At 44.3% G+C, this 20,161-nt stretch carries 19 protein-coding genes; 12 read left to right on the top strand and 7 right to left on the bottom strand.

The features are described from left to right. Positions 1-74: 74 nt before the first annotated feature. Positions 75-1,319, bottom strand: coding sequence for an imidazolonepropionase (gene hutI, locus Q4557_RS11760; RefSeq protein WP_303412875.1), 1,245 nt, complete (start codon positions 1,317-1,319; stop codon positions 75-77). 121 nt (positions 1,320-1,440) lie between these two features. Here hutI and hutC point away from each other — a divergent pair, with 121 nt between their 5' ends. The 3 genes from hutC (at position 1,441) to hutH (ending at position 5,454) form a co-directional block, all read left to right on the top strand. Next, the gene (hutC, locus tag Q4557_RS11755) at positions 1,441-2,145 is read left to right on the top strand and encodes a histidine utilization repressor (RefSeq protein ID WP_102435927.1); all 705 of its coding nucleotides are present in this window, start codon (positions 1,441-1,443) and stop codon (positions 2,143-2,145) included. Positions 2,146-2,236: 91 nt separating this feature from the next. Then, positions 2,237-3,910, top strand: a complete 1,674-nt coding sequence (gene hutU / locus Q4557_RS11750; protein ID WP_303412929.1) for a urocanate hydratase — start codon at positions 2,237-2,239, stop codon at positions 3,908-3,910. Continuing rightward, positions 3,910-5,454: a histidine ammonia-lyase gene (gene hutH, locus Q4557_RS11745; protein ID WP_102520195.1), complete on the top strand. Its 1,545-nt coding sequence runs from the start codon at positions 3,910-3,912 to the stop codon at positions 5,452-5,454. The genes hutU and hutH overlap by 1 nt, the downstream gene beginning before the upstream one ends. 104 nt (positions 5,455-5,558) lie before the next feature. Here the strand turns inward: hutH and Q4557_RS11740 are convergent, their stop codons facing one another. Beyond that, positions 5,559-6,095, bottom strand: a complete 537-nt coding sequence (locus Q4557_RS11740; RefSeq protein ID WP_102476489.1) for a hypothetical protein — start codon at positions 6,093-6,095, stop codon at positions 5,559-5,561. 287 nt (positions 6,096-6,382) lie between these two features. Between Q4557_RS11740 and Q4557_RS11735 the strand changes: the two genes are divergently transcribed. Then, positions 6,383-7,639, top strand: coding sequence for a mechanosensitive ion channel family protein (locus tag Q4557_RS11735; protein ID WP_303412872.1), 1,257 nt, complete (start codon positions 6,383-6,385; stop codon positions 7,637-7,639). Here Q4557_RS11735 and Q4557_RS11730 read toward each other — a convergent pair. Beyond that, positions 7,636-8,208, bottom strand: a complete 573-nt coding sequence (locus Q4557_RS11730; protein WP_303412870.1) for a lysophospholipid acyltransferase family protein — start codon at positions 8,206-8,208, stop codon at positions 7,636-7,638. The two genes, Q4557_RS11735 and Q4557_RS11730, sit on opposite strands and share 4 nt — an antisense overlap. A 637-nt stretch (positions 8,209-8,845) precedes the next feature. On the opposite strand from Q4557_RS11730, the gene Q4557_RS11725 reads away from it, so the two are divergent. After that, positions 8,846-9,244 carry an SgcJ/EcaC family oxidoreductase gene (locus tag Q4557_RS11725; protein WP_102435939.1) on the top strand — a complete coding sequence of 133 codons (399 nt, stop codon included), beginning with the start codon at positions 8,846-8,848 and terminating at the stop codon, positions 9,242-9,244. 30 nt (positions 9,245-9,274) lie between these two features. On the opposite strand, the gene Q4557_RS11720 is transcribed toward Q4557_RS11725, so the two are convergent. Both Q4557_RS11720 and Q4557_RS11715 read right to left on the bottom strand, forming a co-directional pair. Continuing rightward, positions 9,275-10,051, bottom strand: coding sequence for an NRDE family protein (locus Q4557_RS11720; protein ID WP_102531509.1), 777 nt, complete (start codon positions 10,049-10,051; stop codon positions 9,275-9,277). A 100-nt stretch (positions 10,052-10,151) separates the two neighbouring features. Further along, the gene (locus tag Q4557_RS11715; RefSeq protein WP_303412868.1) at positions 10,152-11,741 is read right to left on the bottom strand and encodes a metal transporter; all 1,590 of its coding nucleotides are present in this window, start codon (positions 11,739-11,741) and stop codon (positions 10,152-10,154) included. Between the two features lie 224 nt (positions 11,742-11,965). On the opposite strand from Q4557_RS11715, the gene Q4557_RS11710 reads away from it, so the two are divergent. From Q4557_RS11710 to Q4557_RS11700, 3 genes are all read left to right on the top strand, one after another. Further along, the gene (locus tag Q4557_RS11710) at positions 11,966-12,559 is read left to right on the top strand and encodes a YhgN family NAAT transporter (RefSeq protein WP_102435945.1); all 594 of its coding nucleotides are present in this window, start codon (positions 11,966-11,968) and stop codon (positions 12,557-12,559) included. A 211-nt stretch (positions 12,560-12,770) separates the two neighbouring features. After that, entirely contained in the window at positions 12,771-13,052 is a 282-nt protein-coding gene (locus tag Q4557_RS11705; protein ID WP_102435947.1) for a hypothetical protein, read from the top strand. 12 nt (positions 13,053-13,064) lie between these two features. Next, on the top strand, positions 13,065-15,443 hold the full coding sequence (locus Q4557_RS11700) for an immune inhibitor A domain-containing protein (protein ID WP_303412865.1): 2,379 nt from the start codon (positions 13,065-13,067) through the stop codon (positions 15,441-15,443). Positions 15,444-15,525: 82 nt separating this feature from the next. Here Q4557_RS11700 and Q4557_RS11695 read toward each other — a convergent pair whose 3' ends face one another. Next, positions 15,526-16,104 (bottom strand): chorismate lyase, encoded by a 579-nt coding sequence (locus Q4557_RS11695; protein ID WP_102435951.1) that lies wholly within the window; start codon positions 16,102-16,104, stop codon positions 15,526-15,528. A 107-nt stretch (positions 16,105-16,211) separates the two neighbouring features. Here Q4557_RS11695 and Q4557_RS11690 point away from each other — a divergent pair, with 107 nt between their 5' ends. Both Q4557_RS11690 and rlmF read left to right on the top strand, forming a co-directional pair. Continuing rightward, positions 16,212-16,613 (top strand): flagellar basal body-associated protein FliL, encoded by a 402-nt coding sequence (locus Q4557_RS11690; RefSeq protein WP_102435952.1) that lies wholly within the window; start codon positions 16,212-16,214, stop codon positions 16,611-16,613. 11 nt (positions 16,614-16,624) lie between these two features. Beyond that, positions 16,625-17,677, top strand: a complete 1,053-nt coding sequence (gene rlmF / locus Q4557_RS11685; RefSeq protein ID WP_241901053.1) for a 23S rRNA (adenine(1618)-N(6))-methyltransferase RlmF — start codon at positions 16,625-16,627, stop codon at positions 17,675-17,677. Between the two features lie 73 nt (positions 17,678-17,750). Here the strand turns inward: rlmF and Q4557_RS11680 are convergent, their stop codons facing one another. Next, positions 17,751-18,590, bottom strand: a complete 840-nt coding sequence (locus Q4557_RS11680; protein ID WP_102520200.1) for a formate dehydrogenase accessory sulfurtransferase FdhD — start codon at positions 18,588-18,590, stop codon at positions 17,751-17,753. Between the two features lie 401 nt (positions 18,591-18,991). Here Q4557_RS11680 and Q4557_RS11675 point away from each other — a divergent pair, with 401 nt between their 5' ends. Then, positions 18,992-19,456 carry a DUF3305 domain-containing protein gene (locus tag Q4557_RS11675; protein ID WP_076541409.1) on the top strand — a complete coding sequence of 155 codons (465 nt, stop codon included), beginning with the start codon at positions 18,992-18,994 and terminating at the stop codon, positions 19,454-19,456. Then, a complete protein-coding gene (locus tag Q4557_RS11670; RefSeq protein WP_102435958.1) occupies positions 19,456-20,079 on the top strand; it encodes a DUF3306 domain-containing protein in 624 nt (207 codons plus the stop codon). Before Q4557_RS11675 ends, Q4557_RS11670 begins: the two co-directional genes overlap by 1 nt. Positions 20,080-20,161 lie beyond the last annotated feature (82 nt).

Here is a 20,161-nt window from a genome sequence, read left to right as displayed (position 1 = left end):
CGCTTGAGTCAAAGGAAATACTCGCGGCGGGTCGAGATTGAGCTGACTCAATAGTCGCAAGTTAAAGCAAGGCTTTATTGATGCACTAACACGCCGTTTTTAACCACATCCTTACAAGGATTCACCCCATAAGAGTAGGCCAGTTGCGCTGGAGTGCTGATATCCCATAAACAGAAATCAGCTGTCATGCCGGCGGCTAAACTGCCGACATTGGCTTCAATACCTAAAGCTTTGGCGGCATTAATGGTCACGCCTTTTAAGGCTTCCTCTGGAGTCAGCTTAAATAAGGTGCAGACCATGTTGAGCATTAATAAGGTTGAGCAAATCGGCGATGAGCCCGGATTAAAATCACTGGCGACCACCATAGGTACATTATGTTTGCGTAACAGATCTATTGGCGGCATTTGGGTTTCACGTAAAAAGTAATACGCGCCGGGTAACAAGGTTGCGCAGGTACCATGTTCACTGAGCGCGATAACCCCTGCTTCATCAAGGTATTCAATATGATCGACTGATTTAGCCCCCATTCTTGCCGCCATAGCGGAGCCGCCTAAGTTAGATAACTGCTCAGCGTGGAGTTTGATATCTAAACCGGCCTGTTTGGCGGCGGTTAATACTCGCTCGGTTTGCTCAAGGTTAAAGGCAATGTTTTCACAAAAAACATCCACTGCATCGGCAAGGTTTTGCTCGATAACCGCAGGCAGCATGTCGTTAATCACCATATCAATATAGGCATCACTTCGTGCGGTGCTGTTTGCAGTGTCTTTATATTCCTCAGGTATCGCATGAGCGCCTAAGAAAGTGGTTTTAACATCAACATGATGATTACGGCCAAGTTCGCGGGCCACTTTAAGGATTTTGACTTCGGTTTGGGTATCCAAACCATAGCCTGATTTAATCTCGACCGTGGTGACGCCTTCTTTGGCTAAGGCGTTTAATCTTTGTCTGCCAAGTTCAAATAGCTCGGCTTCGTCAGCTTCACGACACGCTTTTACGGTTGAAATAATCCCACCGCCAGCGCGGGCGATATCTTCATAGCTGGCGCCTTTGAGGCGCATTTCAAATTCGTTAGCGCGATTGCCAGCAAAAATTAAATGGGTGTGGGCATCAATCAGCCCTGGGGTGATCCAGCCGCCTTTGCCGCGATAGATGGGCATTTCAAATACATCAAATTCAGGCATTTCTTTACGCGGGCCCATCCAAGCAATTTTACCGTCTTTTACTGCAATGGCGGCATCGGTTATTGCGCCATAAGCGACTGAACTGCTTGGATCCATTGTTGCAATATTGACATCAATCCACACATGATCCCACGACATAACCGCTCCTGAAAATACTCATTTTTTAGACTTTATCACAAAACAGTACTTGTTTTAACTTGTATATACAAGGTAAGGTTGTTGGTAGATTTTTAATCACATCAAGGGCTGGGCGAAATCCGTGTTGGCTAAATTTGCACAAATAAAGCAATCCATTCTGGCTCGTATCGAAGCGGGTGAGTGGCAAGAAAATGATCAAGTGCCATCAGAAAATCAACTTGCTGAGTTGTTTTCTTGTAGTCGCATGACAGCAAGAAGAGCATTGACTGAGCTGGTGGAGGCTGGGGTGTTAGAGCGCACTCAAGGTATTGGTACTTTTGTCGCGGGGATTAAATCGCAGTCATCATTATTGGCCATTCGAAACATTGCCGATGAAATTAAAGACCGTGGTCATGGCTACAGTGTTAAGCAGCTTAAGTTAACCCAAATTGCTGCCACAAGACCCGTTGCGGTGGCCTTAGGATTAGAAATTGGCGACCTTGTGTATTACTCGGTATTGCTGCACTGCGAGCAAGATGCGCCATTACAGGTCGAAGAGCGCTTTGTGAATCCAGAATTAGTGCCTGACTACTTACTGCAAGACTTTACCCAATTAACCCCCCATGAATATTTATCCAAGGTGGCGCCTTTAACCGAAGCCCGTCATCGCATCGAAGCCATTATTGCCAGCGAGCAAATGCAGCAATTATTAAATATTGAGCCAACAGAGCCTTGCTTACAAATTTTGCGTCGCACTTGGTCACGCAAAGGCGTGGTGAGCTTTGCGCGCTTGGTTCACCCCGGCAGTAAATTTAGTTTAGGGGGCCATTTAACCTTTAACAGTTAACTGCTTCTAAACAGAACATCATTAAAAAAACCTAAAAATATTAGACATCAAGCTGACAATGTTAGTTGAAGAGGAAAATATGGATAACACCATTAGTAAAAGACACGACCCTAGCCGCCGCATTATTGCCCCTCATGGCAGTCAATTGAGTTGTAAAAGCTGGATGACAGAAGCGCCAATGCGGATGTTAATGAACAATCTGCATCCTGATGTAGCCGAGCGCCCTGAAGATTTAGTGGTTTATGGCGGTATTGGCCGCGCGGCGCGTGATTGGCAGTGTTACGACAAAATAATTGAAGTACTGCAACGTCTAGAAGATGACGAAACCTTGATGGTGCAGTCAGGTAAACCTGTGGGGGTATTCAAAACCCACACTAATGCGCCGCGGGTGATTATTGCTAACTCTAACCTAGTGCCACATTGGGCTAACTGGGAACACTTTAATGAGCTGGATAAAAAAGGTTTGGCGATGTACGGCCAAATGACCGCCGGTTCGTGGATTTATATTGGCTCCCAAGGCATTGTTCAGGGCACTTATGAAACCTTTGTCGCCATGGCCAAGCAGCACTTTGGGGGCTCATCTGCGGGTAAGTGGATTTTAACTGGTGGCCTTGGCGGCATGGGCGGCGCGCAGCCTTTAGCCGGCACTATGGCGGGTTATTCAGTATTAACCTGTGAAGTAGATGAAACTCGCATTGATTTTCGTCTGCGCACTCAATATGTCGATAAAAAAGCTACCAGTCTTGATCAAGCATTAGCCATGATTGATGAGGCTAATGCCTCTGGTAAGCCTGTGTCCGTTGGCCTATTGGGTAACGCTGCCGATATTTTTGCTGAGTTAGTTGAGCGTGGTATTACCCCTGATGTGGTGACCGATCAAACTTCTGCCCATGATCCATTAAACGGTTATTTACCTCAAGGCTGGACATTAGAGCAAGCTGTCGAAATGCGTAAAACTGACGAAGCGGCAGTGGTTAAAGCGGCTAAGCAGTCAATGGCGGTGCAAGTTAGAGCCATGCTGGCGCTGCAAGCGGCAGGGGCGGCCACAACAGATTATGGTAATAACATTCGTCAAATGGCCTTCGAAGAAGGGGTTGAAAACGCCTTTGATTTCCCCGGTTTTGTGCCAGCTTATGTGCGTCCACTATTTTGTGAAGGAATTGGTCCGTTTCGCTGGGTGGCATTATCGGGCGATCCTGAAGATATTTATAAAACTGATGCCAAGGTCAAAGAGCTTATTCCTGATAACCCTCACTTGCACAACTGGTTAGATATGGCCCGCGAGCGGATTGCCTTCCAAGGTTTACCGTCACGAATTTGTTGGGTGGGATTAAAAGACCGTGCCCGTTTAGCATTAGCGTTTAACGAGATGGTTAAAACGGGCGAGCTATCAGCGCCGATTGTCATTGGCCGTGATCATTTAGATTCAGGCTCAGTTGCCAGCCCAAATCGTGAGACCGAATCCATGCTCGATGGCTCTGATGCGGTATCTGATTGGCCGTTAATGAATGCCTTACTCAATACTGCAAGTGGTGCAACTTGGGTGTCATTGCACCATGGCGGCGGTGTGGGTATGGGCTTTAGTCAGCACTCTGGCGTGGTGATTGTTGCCGATGGCAGTGATGATGCAGCAGTGCGTTTAGGCCGAGTATTATGGAATGACCCAGCCACAGGCGTGATGCGCCATGCTGATGCTGGATATGAACTTGCGCAACAATGCGCTGAAGAACAAGGCCTAGATTTGCCAATGCAAGGAGCTAAATAATGACTGCAACACCTTATAAACTGCTCCTAAAACCAGGCACACTGACGTTAGCGCAATTACGCCGTATTGGCCGTGGTGCAGTTCATCTAACCTTGGCAGAAGAAGCGATTCCTGAAATTAATACCAGTGCCGCGATAGTGCAACAAGTATTAGATGAAGGCCGAACTGTATATGGCATTAATACTGGCTTTGGCTTATTAGCTAACACCAAAATTGCCCCAGAAGATTTGCAGTTATTGCAGCGCTCAATCGTGTTATCACACGCTGCGGGCACAGGCCAATACATGCAAGATGCCACAGTGCGTTTAATGATGGTGCTAAAAATTAACTCATTAAGCCGCGGCTTTTCAGGTATTCGCTTAGAAGTGATTAACTTTCTTATTCAGTTGGTTAATGCCGGTGTTTATCCCTGTATTCCAGAAAAAGGCTCAGTGGGCGCATCGGGTGATTTAGCCCCGCTATCGCACATGTGTTTACCTATGCTGGCAGAAGGTGAAATGAGCTACCAAGGTCAAATCATTACAGCAGCAGAAGGGCTTGAAATTGCAGGGCTTAAACCAATAGAACTGGCTGCAAAAGAGGGGTTAGCACTGCTTAATGGCACCCAAGCGTCAACCGCTCTAGCCCTTGAAGGTTTATTCCATGCTGAAGATTTATTTGCTGCAAGTTCAGTTATTGGTGCCATGAGTGTTGAAGCGGCTATGGGCAGTCGTAGCCCGTTTGATGCCCGTATTCACGCGGCTCGTGGCCAACAAGGTCAAATTGATTCAGCGGCTATCTTCCGTCACTTGCTAGCTGATGAGTCTGAGATCAGCCAAAGCCATGTTGATTGTGAAAAAGTGCAAGATCCATATTCTTTGCGCTGTCAGCCACAGGTGTTGGGGGCATGTTTAACCCAAATTCGCCATGCTGGTGAAGTGTTAGGGGTTGAAGCTAATGGTGTGACCGATAACCCACTGGTATTTCAAGACACCGGCGATATTATCTCAGGTGGTAACTTCCATGCTGAACCTGTTGCTATGGCAGCAGATAACCTTGCCATTGCTATTGCTGAGTTAGGCTCAATTGCCGAGCGCCGCATAGCACTGCTCATTGACTCTAGCTTATCGAAATTACCGCCATTTTTAGTGAAAAATGGTGGGGTGAACTCAGGCTTTATGATTGCACAGGTGACGGCGGCGGCATTGGCATCTGAAAACAAAACCTTTGCGCATCCAGCTTCTGTGGATAGTTTACCGACCTCGGCGAATCAGGAAGATCATGTCTCGATGGCAACTTTTGCAGCTCGTCGGTTGCGTGATATGTCTGAAAATACCCGTGGGGTGTTAGCGATTGAGCTATTAGCTGCAGCGCAAGGGTTAGATTTTCGCACTCCATTACAACCCAGTGATGCGGTAGTGAAAGCCAAAGCTGAGCTGCGTGAAGTGGTAGCGTATTACGATAAAGACCGCTTTTTTGCGCCGGATATCGAAGCGGCGACAGATTTACTCTATAGCGCCAGCTTCAATACTTACTTACCTGCGGGTATGTTAGTGAGCTTTTAGGGGGTAGCGAGTTAGCAGCTTGAAACAAAAGGCTTGAACAAAAAGACTCAAAACAAAAAAAGGACCAGCGGGTCCTTTTTCTATTATGACGATTTTGATAATGCTTACATGGTAAAACCAATGGAGATTATTGCCGCTTCGGCACTGGTGTCGTAACCCGCGCCGATGACAAAGCTATCAAACACTGTGTAGCGCACGCCAACTTCAGCGCCCCAGTCTTTATCACGGTTAGATTCCCAGCGCGGCTTGCCGTTAACTTCGCGGGTGGAAATATTGTTGGTGTAGTTTTGTTCGTTTATAAAAACCGTGGCGCCGCCATAGAGATTAAAATTTTCAGTTAGGCTATAGCTTAACCCAAAGCGCCACATGTATTCTTCGGCATAAGCTTCAGCCGGCTCTGGTACATCAAGGTCGTATTTATCACCCCAAGCATAACCAATATAATAGCCCCAGTCGGCGTAATCAGGGTCAAAATGTTTCATGGCAAGGGTGATACCAAACATATCGCCGCGGCTATCGATAAAATCCACTAACAAGGCAGTCGAAGGCTTAAACTTTTGTTCATCCGTTTCTGCGCGGGCGTTACTGCTAACCGAGAGAATGCTCAGTGTTAGGATGACTGCTAGCCAAGTGTGTTTCATAGGAACCTCAATTCGTTTTAATGTTCCAATGGTAAGTGAAGGGAGCTCTAGGTCAATTAATGTGCTCAACTTTGCAACCAATATCATTAGTTTACTTTGGTATGCTGTCGCCTTGTTTGAATGCGGTGGTGATTTGATGGCGAACTTGTTATCAAATTGAAAGCGGGTTAATTAATCGATAAATATGCTATTTTGGATCGTTCTCAATAAGTCTTTGTTCTCTATAATGGCTTTGGATGTTGTAAACCTAGTCTTTCAATCAGTATAAATGTGTAAGGAATTAATGCGTGGATAACGAGTTACGTGATGATATTGCCAGTTGGTTGCTTGATATTGGGGTGAATAGTCAGCCCTCTGACAGTGTAGCAACATCAATATTACTGATGGTGAGCTTTATTTTGGCAACTATCGCTTATTACATTACCAAAAAGGTATTTGTAAAAGCGGTTAATGCGATGATCCGTAAATCGACCGTGACTTGGGATGATATTTTCATGCGCTATGGCGTATTGGAAAAATTGTCCTTGTTAGTGCCAATCATGACCTTGGACTTACTGATCCCGATTATTTTAACCCATCAACAGTTGCTGGGCTCAGTCATTGACCGTGGCCTAAGCGTGCTGGTGGTCATTTTTGTTATTCGGGCGATTTACGCCTGTTTAGATGCGGTAAATGAAATTGCTGATGTCAGGCTGATTAGTCGCCGCTTACCGGTTAAAAGCTTCGTACAACTATTTAAACTATTTTTATTCTTTGTTGGTTTTATTATTGGCATATCAGTGATTGCAGATGAGTCGCCAATTTACTTTTTAAGTGGTTTAGGTGTTGCCACCGGTTTAGTGATGTTGGTGTTTAGGGACACCATTTTAGGCTTTGTTGCTGGGATTCAATTAGCTGCTAACCGTATGGTGAGTAAAGGCGATTGGATTCAAATGGACAAATATGGCGCTGATGGTGCTGTAGATGAGGTATCACTCAATACGGTTAAAGTGCGTAATTGGGATAACACCATTACCATGATCCCTGCCTATGCGTTGGTATCAGACGCCTTTAAAAACTGGCGCGGCATGTCTGAAAAGGGCGGCCGCCGAATTAAGCGTTCGATTACTCTTGATGTAAATAGTATTCACTTTCTTACTGAAGACGATATGGCTCGATTATCTAAAGTGAATTTATTGAAAGATTATTTTCCTAAGGTTTGCTCGGAAATTTCCCATGCTAATGAGCTGGTAAACGATATTGATATGCCGGTAAATGGCAGACGCTTGACTAATGTGGGTACTTTTAGGGCTTATTTAGATGCCTATTTACGTCAAAATAATAAGCTGCACAAGGATATGACGCTGATGGTGCGTCAACTTGCGCCAACGCCAGAAGGCTTGCCTATTGAGTTATATGTATTTACCAATGATGTCCGCTGGGCTTTTTATGAAGGTATTCAAGCAGATATCTTCGATCACGTCTTTGCCATATTACCTGAATTTGGTTTACGTGCTTTTCAAAAGCCCACAGGTGAAGATATTCGCAGTATTAAGTCTCACTAGTTTTTTGGCTGCTCATCCGAGGGGATGTAGTGCGGGATGACCTTAGGGTGGCGGCCGTTAATATGGCGGAAAAAATCTAAAATACGATTCATGTCAGTGGCGACATCGCCACTGGGATGCAGCGGTTGATTAATCACAATAGACTTGGTTTTAAAATCTAATCCCACGGTGATTATTGGCACCTTGGCTTTAGTCGCAATATGATAAAAGCCAGTTTTCCAGCGGGTAACTGCGCTTCTGGTTCCTTCTGGGGCTAGTGCCAGCTTGTACTGATTATCGTCACTAAACAGCTGCGCCACAGCATCGACCATATTGTTGTTTTTACGTCGGTCCACAGGGCTGCCACCTAAGGCTTTAAAAAACCAACCCCAAGGTGGAATAAACAGCTGATGTTTACCTAAAAAATGGATTTTTATCCCCAGAGCAAAGCGGGCAACTATGCCGACAATGAAGTCCCAATTACTGGTATGTGGGCCAACCACCATAATGAATTGTTCATCAGCGGCGACCTGGCCGTCTAATTTCCAGCCATTAATGGCCAATAGCCATAAACAAAATTTACTAAACATGCGCTATTTTCCAGTTTATTTCACTCTGATACGCTAGAATCTAACCATAACAGAATGAATTTATATATTAATTTCACAGAATCTCATGTTACAGATATCGCTTATCTCAACATGTTTTATAAGCCAAACCGCAGTTGGGATTAACACGACACAGCATGCTTACTGGGTTATTAATCTAATGCAAAAGTACTAAATCATTGTTATTACTGTGGCACTCGTGTTGGGTAATTTCAACCTTGGTACAAATTAAGGAGAGTGTGTGAAGCACCCGATAATTATTTTATTCGCCGTTATTTTTGGTGGTTTTACTTCTATGTTAGCGGCAGAAGATAAACCAACAGCGACTCAAACCGCCTCAGATGTTGCACTCAAACAAGCTGAATTAAAAATCGTGCCATTAAAACCTGCTTCAACTGCCAAGGTCGAAGTTGGCGTGATTGAACCCGTTGCCGATTTAAAGGTAGAGCTAAGCCCTTCAGATAGCTCACCTAAAACCACGAATACAGCAGATATTGCAGCAGAGCAGCTAGTTAGTGCCGTTACCGACACCTTAACTTCAGCGCCGGCTGAGGCTGAGGTTGAGGCTGAGACTGAGCCTGATGCCGTCAGCGCAGTTGTCTCACTTGAACAACAATCCGTGTCACTAGACGAAGTTAATACCAATAGTGCTATACCTACAGATAGAATTAGAGCAGTGATTTCACAGCAAGAACAAGCCTGGAATAGCGGCGATATTGATGCCTACATGCAAGGCTATTGGCAAAGTGACAATTTACGTTTTGTGTCTAATGGTAAGTTTAGCTACGGTTGGGATGTAATTCTTGCTAGCTATAAAAAAAGTTATCCTGATTCAGCGCGCATGGGCAAACTGTCGTTCAATGTGAAAGAGATTAAAATGCTCAGCAACTACGCCGCATTGGTTGTGGGTCGTTGGCAATTAGAACGTACAAAAGACAAACCTAATGGTGTGTTCACCCTACTGATAGAGCGTATTGATGATAAGTGGGTGATAACCCATGATCATTCATCTGATTAATTGCTTGGCTGCGAATAGATTAATTCGGACTTAGGGTGTTATAACAAAATGCTGTTGCCCTAAGTTTCGAGCTTTGCCGTCATAACGCACTTCATAAAAGTCGATGTTGCCGTTTTTATCTCGCATTACCACACTGGTTGAGCGGGTGCCATATTCTGGATGGCGAATAAAAATCGACGACAACAGCCTTTCCCACTCAATTTCAATGCCAGTACTAGGTAGGCTGCTATCTTCAGCTTGAGATTCATCACGCATAAATGCCAACATTTGTTCAATATTGGGCTGCTTTTCAGCTAATAGATGCTGCTCTAACGCCTGTAATCCCTTGGCCATTTTCGGCCAGACGTCATCTATAGCGCCATTACTCACAGCATGAAAACCTTTAGTTAATGGCGTGTTCTCAGCAGTGACGCTATTAAAACAGTAAAGTTGCTGCTGTTGCTGATAAACAAGATTAAACGGACTGTAATTAGCGCTGTGTTGGCGTAGCCAATCAAGGCTGACATCTTGGCGAAGATCGAGAGCGTTAACCACCAGTTCGCCGCGACTTCTTAGGCCATCGGCTTGTTGATTGCGAATATTGGTAAGGCCTGCAAAGTGACCTTGTTGATTCACTCCAAGCCAAGTGCCGCCAGCTTGTAGGTCTTTGCCTGCTAATATCGACTGAGATTGAGGTAAATTGCTGTTAGCAACTGTTTGCCAAAAATGGGCTGGATCGGTGGCGCGATGATGAAACTCATCACGATTAGCGCACACAATCAGTGGCCATTGGGGATGCATGTCTACCGCGATAAATAAAATACACATAGGCTTGGTTAAGTCGGCTCAGTTATTCGGTCGATGATAAAACATCATAGCCTGAATAACATGAACCTGACAGTAACCCTCGCTTAATGCGGCGGCTTAATTAGTGGTGATGTTTATGCTCTGTTGGCGCAGCCGCAGATTTATCTGAGGTATTAGCACCATGGGAGTGATTGTGGTTATGATCATGGTTATGACCGCTAAACTTAATCATTAAGCGACTTAAGAACTTACGTGGTCCTAAGCGCAGTAAGCTAGCACTAAAGATTAATCCCACCACAACTAATCCCGCAATATTAACGTTATTTGGCAAGGTGAGTAACTGGTGCCAATCAACCAGATACTGGTGTGCGAATAACAACGCGACGGCTAATACAGCTGACAATGACAAGCGCATGCTCCAGCTCATTAGCTTTAACTGGCTAAGGCTAAGCACAGGCGCTGCAATAAGTGCAAATGCCACTGCGACATTGCTCCAGCCGCTATAGGCTAATGATAATGCCAGTACTGCCGCGCCTAAATTACAAAAACGCATCGGTAGAAAGACGACTAACAAGATTAATACTTGCAGTGCTGGGTGCTCAAGATGTACCGACGGATGACCAATGAGGTTGGCTAAAATTAAGCTAAGGGCAATCCAGGGCGCGCTGCGATCCACTAAATGTGCAAACCCAAAGCGCCAAGCCGATTGCGGTAAATTCTCGTGGGGATCGGTAAGTTCAACTTTACCCAAGCTGAGTAACGTGCCAATCGCCAACAATGAAATAGCTTGATATATGGCAAACCAAGGCCCCAATAATAGCAAGGTGATCAGCAAGGCTTCAGGGCCCGCTAGACGCTGTAACCAGCGACTGGAGAGGCTACTGTTTTGCGGGGTTAACCCAGCTTTGAAGCGCGCAGTGGCAATTAAGTAACTGGCAATTAATATTGGCGAGATGGTCAGTAACCAAGACATAAACTGATCCGAGCCATGGCTGTGATGGGCGTGGGCATGGCCACCACTGTCCATTAACAATAATACAGTTAGTAATGCGACCCCCAATAAACTGCCAATGCCTGCTTGGTATTGATAGCGACCTTGATGATCTTCTTCGTGTTGTCCGTGGGGCTGATGTAGCACCACATGCAAAATTGATCCGGTAACAAAGGCTTGTAAATAAACGGTATTATCTAAGCTGAGGCTATCGAGTAGTTGCTCGCCAGCAAAGTAACCCAAGCCTGTGAGTACCATCATCGCAGCTAATACCGCACTGGCCCAGCGGGTACCAACCTGGGGTTTTAATAGCCACCAAATTGCCACACCAACGGGTAAGCGATGCATAATCACTCCCAGCGCTAATAAGCTAGAGTTACCCTCTTGTTGGGCTAAAACCATGGCGCCACCATCGGTAATGGTGTGCAGCAATAGTCCGCCAATCCCTAAAGTTAGGGTCACGTTATGGGTAATATCTGAGTAGCGGTGGAAAAGCCGTTCACTGGCTGTGGGACCCCATAAGCCAAGCACCACGAACAGCAAAGTGATAAAACCACCATGTTCAAGGAGTTCAGGCAAAATATGGATAAGCACCAACCCGCCTAATGAGACGAAGATAAATCCATCTAAGCCTTTTTGTAGCCCACTCCCTGATGAGAAGTAGCGATAAAAAAGCGGTCCGAATAAAAGTGCAATACAACTAGCAGCTAGATAGAGCATGGGATCCAAAGAATCAATGAAACGGAAAAAACACCGCAGTATATCGCAGTCTTTCAATTAACTTAATACTTGCTTTGCTTGATTATCACTCATGATGACAATTTACACGGTAAAGATAGCCTTCAGCGTTGCAAGATAGAGCGAAAGTCACGGTTATTTCTGCCAAATGACTGTATTAAGTATACAATAGTAGTTCATTGTTAATAATTAATAGAACTAATGTAATGGACATCTTTTCTGCTGCAGTCATGCTTTTCCTGATTATGGACCCTTTGGGCAACTTGCCTATTTTTGCTTCAATTTTGCGACATATTGAACCCAAAAAACGCCGCCGAGTGCTTATTCGTGAATTATTGTTTGCGCTGGCAATCATGTTGCTGTTCTTGTTTGCCGGCGAGGTGATCCTTAATTTTCTTAGCCTGCGTCAAGAGTCAGTGAGTATTGCAGGCGGGATTATTTTGTTCTTAATTGCCATTAGGATGATTTTCCCACAACCGGGCGGCGTGGTAGGTTTAGCCGCCGGTGAAGAGCCATTTATTGTTCCTATGGCTATACCGTTAATGGCTGGGCCATCAGTGTTAGCTGCATTAATATTATTGGCGCACAGTGACAGTAGCAGAATGATGGATTGGACTATTGCCTTAGTGGCGGCTTGGGGTGTGAGCGCAGTTATCTTACTATTCTATAAAGTCTTTACTCGCATATTGGGCGAAAAAGGCTTAACCGCAGTCGAGCGTCTAATGGGGATGGTGCTGGTAATGATTTCGGTGCAAATGTTCTTAGACGGGGTGTCGAGCTATTTAAAAACTGCCGGCTAATCAGCTCATGTCCGGCATCGCTATAGTCAACAAGGCCGCTTAATGCGGCCTTTTGGTTTTCTACGCAATATTCTCTACCTTTCAGTTTATCTTCGATTATTTTTTACTTCTTTAGTTGTATAAAAATCGCTCTAAAAAGTTGTGTAAAGCCGTTTTAGCAACTTTACTTAATATTACTCTTTGATTCATCTTCGTTGTTTGGGCGTTCATTATGCGCATTGTATTCGCTATCTTTTTTAGCTGGGTTATTTGGGGCTGTAGCCATAGTAATAGCGCCGAAAACGGCTCTAATCAGACCCAATTAACGCATCAAAATAATACCATTCAATGTGGGGCAATACCTCCTCCTTTAGATATGTCCGGCGTTAAACAGAATTTAATCAAAAGTGGTGAAATAACGACAGATATGAGTGAACAACAGCAACAAGAGATTGTTCGTCGTTATATCGCCAAGCGTAACAATGCATTTAAAAAGTGCAATCAAAGGAAGTAAAGGAGGCATAGGATGCCTATTCAATGGAGTAAAATCTTTACTGGTGCTATGACCATATTGGCAATGACTCTTTTTTCGTTAAACGCCATGGCAGCGCCGAGTCAATACGCTTCTCCTGCAGATGCTGGGGTAATGAATCAGCAACAGATCCAATACTGGTTGATTAAGCGCGGTGAGCTGGCAATTGATGCCAGCGAGGCAGCAAAGCAAGCTGCGGTAGAGAAGTTCACTCGCAAAGCAAGTCATAATTATCTGCCTGCTGAGGTCAAAATACTAAAGCAAATAGCTGCCAAGAATCGATCCCAACGAATAAAAGTCTCACCAGTATCAGCTCCAGCATTGGCTGACGCGGATGTCACCAAAACCGTGAATGTGCTGGCGGTATTGGTCGACTTTCCTGATTTACCCTATAACGCCAATCGTTTAACCAAGTCTGATACGTCAATGTTTTATGACGATTATTCCGTACAACATTATCAAGATTTGCTTTTTTCTCGATCTGGATTTTCTGGACCTAACCGTGAGGTGCTTCAAACGGCTTATCAATATTTTGCTCAAGCCTCTGGTGAGAGTTTTTTCTTTCGTGGTCAGGTTAAAGGCTGGGTAACCGCCAGTAACAATGCTGCTTACTATGGCGCCAATAATTCGGTTTTCAGTGATAATGATATTGCAGTACCTGAATTGGTTATGGAAGCCGTTACTCAGGCCGTTAAAGGGATGAGCGCGACAGAATTAGCTGAATTCGATAGTGAAGATCCATTTGATTTTAATAACAACGGCAATGAAAATGAGCCTGATGGCATCATAGACCACATTGTCATATTTCATTCCAGTATTGGTGAAGAGGCGGGCGGCGGCGTGTTAGGCACCGATGCTATTTGGTCGCATCGCTTTTTTGTTGGTGCCAATAGCCAAGGACAAGCTCTTCCTGGCACGTCAATGAAAGTTTATGGCTATACCATTCAGCCTATCGACTCAGGTACTGGGGTCGTTACCCATGAGTTTGGTCATGATTTAGGCCTGCCTGATGAATACGACACTAATCTGGGGGATGGCGCGCCAGTGGGTTACTGGTCGTTAATGGCAAGTGGTACTTGGGTGGGTCAAGCGCAAGCGGGTAATCCTTATATTGCTGGCAGTAAGCCTGCGGGCTTAAGTCCTTATGCCCGTTCATATCTGCAACAACGTTACCAAGGCAAGTGGGTCAATGAGCAAGCCATCGACTTGGCCGATATTACTGCTGAAGGTTTGACTGCTGAGGTTTTTGCAGCAGTTAATGCTGATGCTGTGAATCAATTGTCCATCGCATTACCCAATCCCCCCTTCGCCTTTAAGTCACCTTTAGTTGGCGACTATCAATACCATTCAGGTAAAGGCCATCAACTTACCAATAGTCTGAGTTTCGAGGTAGATTTACCCGCTGACGCACAGATTGAGCTTGTTATGCAGGCACATTGGAGCATAGAAACAGATTATGACTATATGCAATTGTTGATTGATGGCGTAGCCATTGTCGGCAACCATACCAGTGCCAGTAACCCTCTGTTCAACAATGTAGAGCACTATATTTCTGGGGTATCGAGCGATATAGCTGGCGCTTCAGGAACAGATGCTTGGGTTGAACTGGTTTATGACTTGAGCGATTTTTCAGGGCAAAGTGTGCAAGTTGAAATGAGCTATGTAACGGATCAAGCTGTAGGTGACTACGGTATTGTTATTGACCAAATTGAAATTAATCAGCAAGGCGTCAACATTTACCAAGACGGGGCCGAAGAGCAAGGCAAAGTTGATTTAGTGGGTTTTTCAAGGATCGATGATACCTTACCCGGTTTGCCGCAACGCTATATTGTGCAACTGAGAAACCATCAAGGTATTGATGCGGGCTTGCAAAGTGTCGGCTACGAGCCCGGTATTTTATTATGGCTCGAAAATAACAACTATGAAGATAACAATGTCGCCGAGCATGAAGGTTATGGCTTTATTGGGGTTATTGATGCTGACCAGAGTCTAATAACTGACGGGTCTTCAAGTGTGCAGGTACGTGATGCCAGCTTTAGCTTATATCCTCAGTCAAGCTACGCTAACGATAGCGCTCTAAGTAACTATAGTTTATTTGATGATAATGCTGATTACTCAGCGCCCCTGCAACCACAATCAGGCATGGTGTTACCTGAACTGGGCTTAACGATGGAGGTGCAGGCGCAATCGTCAGACAGCTCAAGGGCAATAGTCGAATTTAAACTAAATGGTGTAGTTACTTCAGAGTTTATGGGCGAAAACCAGACAATTGCTGGCGACGATGGATCTCAAAGCAGTAGTGGCGGTAGTTTAGCTGGGGTGTATTTGTTGCTACTGAGCTTACTTCTTGTAAGGCTCTCGACTAAAACATAAGGCCATAAGCTTTATGGTTACTTTACAAATAGCCATGATGTTGCCAACGTATGGTAAACCGCATGGCTTTGTTGGACTAACTTTAACAAGATTGCTTTAGTGTTAAGGCGTTAATTTGCTTAACCGCATAAGGAAGGAAAATTTCGCTAACAATAATGTCTTGGTTGGCTAAGTTAAAGTAACGGCGACGCCCCCAAAGTGAAGAGGTGACAGGTTGGGACAGGCGGGTTGCCAGTTGGGCTAGCTTAGTGCAGCTTTCAAATTCAGCGACCTCTATTTTGCCCGGGACAATATCAGCACTGGTAAACAGTAGTTCACCCAATGGGCGCTTACCTAAGGCTTTAAAGTTGTGTTGATCATTGGCTAGGTTCTCAGGGATTAAGGTGCGTGCAAACACCCAAGGCTCGCCATCAAGGCACAGCAGTACTTCTCTTACCCAAACCTGCTTTTGCTGCGGGCATTCCCCTGCTAATGGTGTAGTAAGTTGTTCGCCAAGGACTTTAACTTCAAAATCGTGGCAACAGCCTTTAAGCTTTTGGGTTAAACTACCGGTAGCGAGTAACCATTCTTTTAGTGCCGATTGCGGCATAGAATTGATTGCATCAGGTGAAAACCACTGGATTGATTCACCATACGGGAAGCTAAGACTGGTCACGTTCATTCAATACTCGTTACAATATACTCAAACGAGTGCAGTTTATCATGACAGAGCAATGGCTGGATAGCCGCTGCTATTAGGCAGATTTAAATAATGGAGTTTGATTAACTATGGCAAAGTACCTATTCGCAGTGTTAGTTGCACTGTTTTTTTTCCCCAATGCGCATAGCGCAGATGACAAAGCCACTGGGAACTTTGCTTACTATGGTTTCGAACCTGACATTGTCACTAACTATATCTCTAACCGCAAAAAACTCGGTTTTGTAAAAATCAGTGTTGAGTTAATGGTTAAAGATCCTAAACAATTGCAGCAGATAGAGCACCATGATCCGTTACTGCGAGCCGCCATCGTTGAAGTGCTAGGAAATCAGCCTGAAGACAAGGTTAAGTCCTTGACCGGAAGAGAGGATATTCGTCGTGCGTGCTTTGAAACGGTTAATCGACTGCTAGAAGCTGAAACGGGTGAACAGTCCGTGGTTAATTTACTGTTTACTAAATACCTATATGATTAATGAACATTTGCATGAAAAACAGTAAAGCTGGCAACAAAACGAACAAGCAAACATCTGCGCCGACTAAGGTGGCAAGCAAAGGCGTCGCTCATACTCAAGTGAAAACACTACACCCGCGAAATAAGCATAATCAAGGTTATGATTTCGAAGGATTAATAAAAAAGTGTCCCAAATTGTCCCACTTTGTCAGACCAAACCCCTACGGTAATCTTTCAATCGACTTCTCAGATCCTGAAGCGGTCAAAAGCCTCAACGCAGCAATTTTATTGACTGATTATCACATTGAGCAGTGGGATATTCCGGCAGGGTTCTTGTGCCCGCCAGTACCAGGTCGAGTAGATTATTTGCATTACATTGCTGATTTACTGGCTGTTAATGGTAAAGCGCCTAAAGGAAATAAGATCCGTGCATTGGATATTGGCACCGGTGCTAATGGTATTTATCCATTATTAGGGGTTAAAAGCTATGGTTGGCAGTTTGTCGCCAGCGATATTGACCCAGTTTCAATTGCAAATGTCGCTGAAATTATTAGCCATAACCCTGATTTAGCATCGAAAATTGACCTGCGCCAACAGACTAATCCTCAAGCTATTTTTAGCGGAATTATCGGGGATAATGAGCGCTTTGATATTACTCTGTGCAACCCGCCATTTCATCGCTCATTAGCCGAAGCGAGTCAAGGCAGCGCCAAGAAAAATGCCAATTTAGCCGCCAACAGAGCTAAAAAGCACAGCCAAAAGCCAGCCGTTAGCTCAAGTAGTGCCGCACTTAATTTTGGTGGGCAAAAAGCTGAGTTATGGTGTGAAGGTGGTGAGCAGCAGTTTTTAACGAATATGATTAAAGAAAGTCAGCAGTTTGGGCAACAATGTTTGTGGTTTAGCTCATTAGTGTCCAAGTCAGAAAACCTAAAGCCCTGTTATCAATTATTAAAACAGTTACATGCCGATAGTGTGCAGACCATTGAAATGAAGCAAGGCAATAAAATTACCCGGGTTTTAGCTTGGAGTTATTTGCCCGAAGCGGCAAGAAAGCAGTGGGCTAAATTTAGGCATAATGCTATTTAGCATAGGGTTACATGATGAGTGATAACAAGGTGGTCATCACCTTGTTATCAATTGTTTGCGTTAATAGGTAACGCTAAACTTTCATCGCATCAAATTCAATATTTTCTGCGCCGTGGTAAACCAAGAAGTGACGCCCCTTGGCTCTGGCAATAATAGTGATCCCCAACTTTTGAGCTAGTTCTAACCCCATCTGAGTGACACCACTGCGTGATAACAATACTGGTATACCCATCTTGGCAATTTTTATCACCATTTCAGAGGTTAAACGGCCAGTGGTATAGAAAATCTTATCGTGCCCATTTTCACCTTCAAGCCACATGTCGCCCGCGAGGGTATCAACTGCGTTATGGCGGCCAACATCCTCAATGAAAGCTAAAATTTGGTCGTCTTTACAAATGCCGCAACCATGGACGGCACCGGCATTTTTGTAGGTTTCATTATAAGCACTAATGTTTTTTAGCAGGCTATATAAGGTTGATTGTTGTAATTGGGGCGTTGGCAGCTTTATATCATCGAGCCCTTGCATGAAACCACCGTAAACAGTACCTTGACCGCAACCTGAAGTGACGGTTTTTTCAGATAATTGTTTATCTAAATCAGCTGTTTGCTCTTTAGTCAAAATGGCTGCAGAGTCAACATCCCAATCGACGATAATTGATTCAAGTAAGCTGGCATCGTTAATAAAGCCCTGATTTTTCAAGTAACCCAAAGCTAATGACTCAGGTTTTGCGCCCAAGGTCATTAAGGTCACTATGGGTTGCCAGTTCAAATATACCGTTAATGGTCTTTCACAGGCCACGAATTTATCAACACTCTCTCCTTGCTCATTAATTGCTTTAACTGCAATTGTAAGGGGAACTTCAGCATTGGTTTTGACCAGTTTTAGCGATTTATTAGCATTTGATTGGGTCATTGAAAGTGTGGCCTCTGAAATAGTTAACTAGCTCGGTAGTGAGGATGGTAATGAAAACTAATTAACTATCAGCATAGCAACTTTTATTCCCGAGGCGGCAATGTAGTTTGTAAATGCGTGATCTAACTCTGATGTTAATCAGCAGCGACTAATTAACGTAGCCTTATGTCCTAGTATAATTAGCAATATAGACAAATTGTCCTACTCTTAGTGGTAATTAGGAGATCTGGATCTAGCTTTTTGTTCTTATTTATCTGGCACTATTTTTGCAGTGTACTGATTAGTTAAGAGAAATAAAGTGGTTTTTAGCTTCTAAAAATAATCAAGAGCAACTTTTAAGTCGTTGTTAATATATATTTTATTTATCTCTTGTGGATTTATGTTTTAAGGGCAAGGCTTGTATGCAACACACTGAAAATGTTTGGCCTATGTATGTTTCGCTTAGAAAAGTCGAAAAAATGATGGGGCGTTGGCCCTCAATCACTTGGGAAGTGGAACAAATGGTTCCTGCGACTCATGAGGCACCTGAAGGGGCCAAATTAATATTGTTTCAACTTTATAAAGATGAACGTGGCAGTTACCGGATAAATTTAGACATGGATAACACCATGTTATATATCGTTTGTGATGAGTTATCGGATGGCACTTGGGTTCCTGCTGCTATCTCTGCAGACCAAAATATTGCCGCAGCCTGTTTGGAGTCTGAAACCCCAGTGCTGAATATCCCAATGCCAGAAGCACTGGCATGTTGGGTTGAAGCTTTCATCACCCGTCATGGCGAAGTTGAAATATCAGCTAAACGCCGTAAGCATGTGAACCGCCGAAAGGATACTGGCCCTAGCACAGATCACCTTCGGAGACATTAATGAGCAATAATTCGAAAGGTTTTTTCTCTCGTTGGACTGAGCGTCGTGAGCAAGTTGAAGCTGAAGCTGCTCGTGAGACTGAACTGCAGCAAAAGAGTGTGGCGGCAGAGGAAGAAAGCCTTGCTGACTCTTCCACTGAGGATGCCATACAAGAAGCGCCTCAGCCTGAGAAGATCCTTGAAGCTGAAGATTTACCGGATCCCGAAAAAATTGAAGTTGGAGGCAGTTTTGCTTCGTTTATGGGGGCGAATGTATCACCTCAAGCGAAATCAGCAGCGTTAAAAGCACTGTGGAAACAACCCCAATACAATGAAATCGACGGCTTACTCGAGTACGCCCTTGATTACAGTAATCAACCTAAATTGTCTGCCGAAGTTTCGGCTGAATTAGCCAAAAAAGTCTTCCGTAACGTCGTAAAAGACAAAGAAGAAACGGAAGAGCAAGAGTTACTTGCTCGTGAGGATGATGACACAGTTGTTGATACAACTGATGCCTCACCAGTATTAAATGATAAGAGCGAAATCGTGTCTGCCACTGACTTAGATACCAACCAAGACCAGAGTGATGTTCTGGGAATGGTTGATGAAGAAGCTATAACGGCTTCAAGTAGCGCTAAGGCTTAGTGTGTAGTTAAAAATTTTAGTCCACTATTTAGCGTATAAGGTGTTTTGTTTATCATTTTAAGCTGATGTATTTAAATAAATG

Origin of the sequence: Shewanella sp. 5_MG-2023, from assembly GCF_030547465.1 — a bacterium.
Classification (GTDB): domain Bacteria; phylum Pseudomonadota; class Gammaproteobacteria; order Enterobacterales; family Shewanellaceae; genus Shewanella.
The sequence above is the reverse complement of the archived record's forward strand: the minus strand, read 5'-3'. Positions and strand labels throughout refer to the sequence as shown.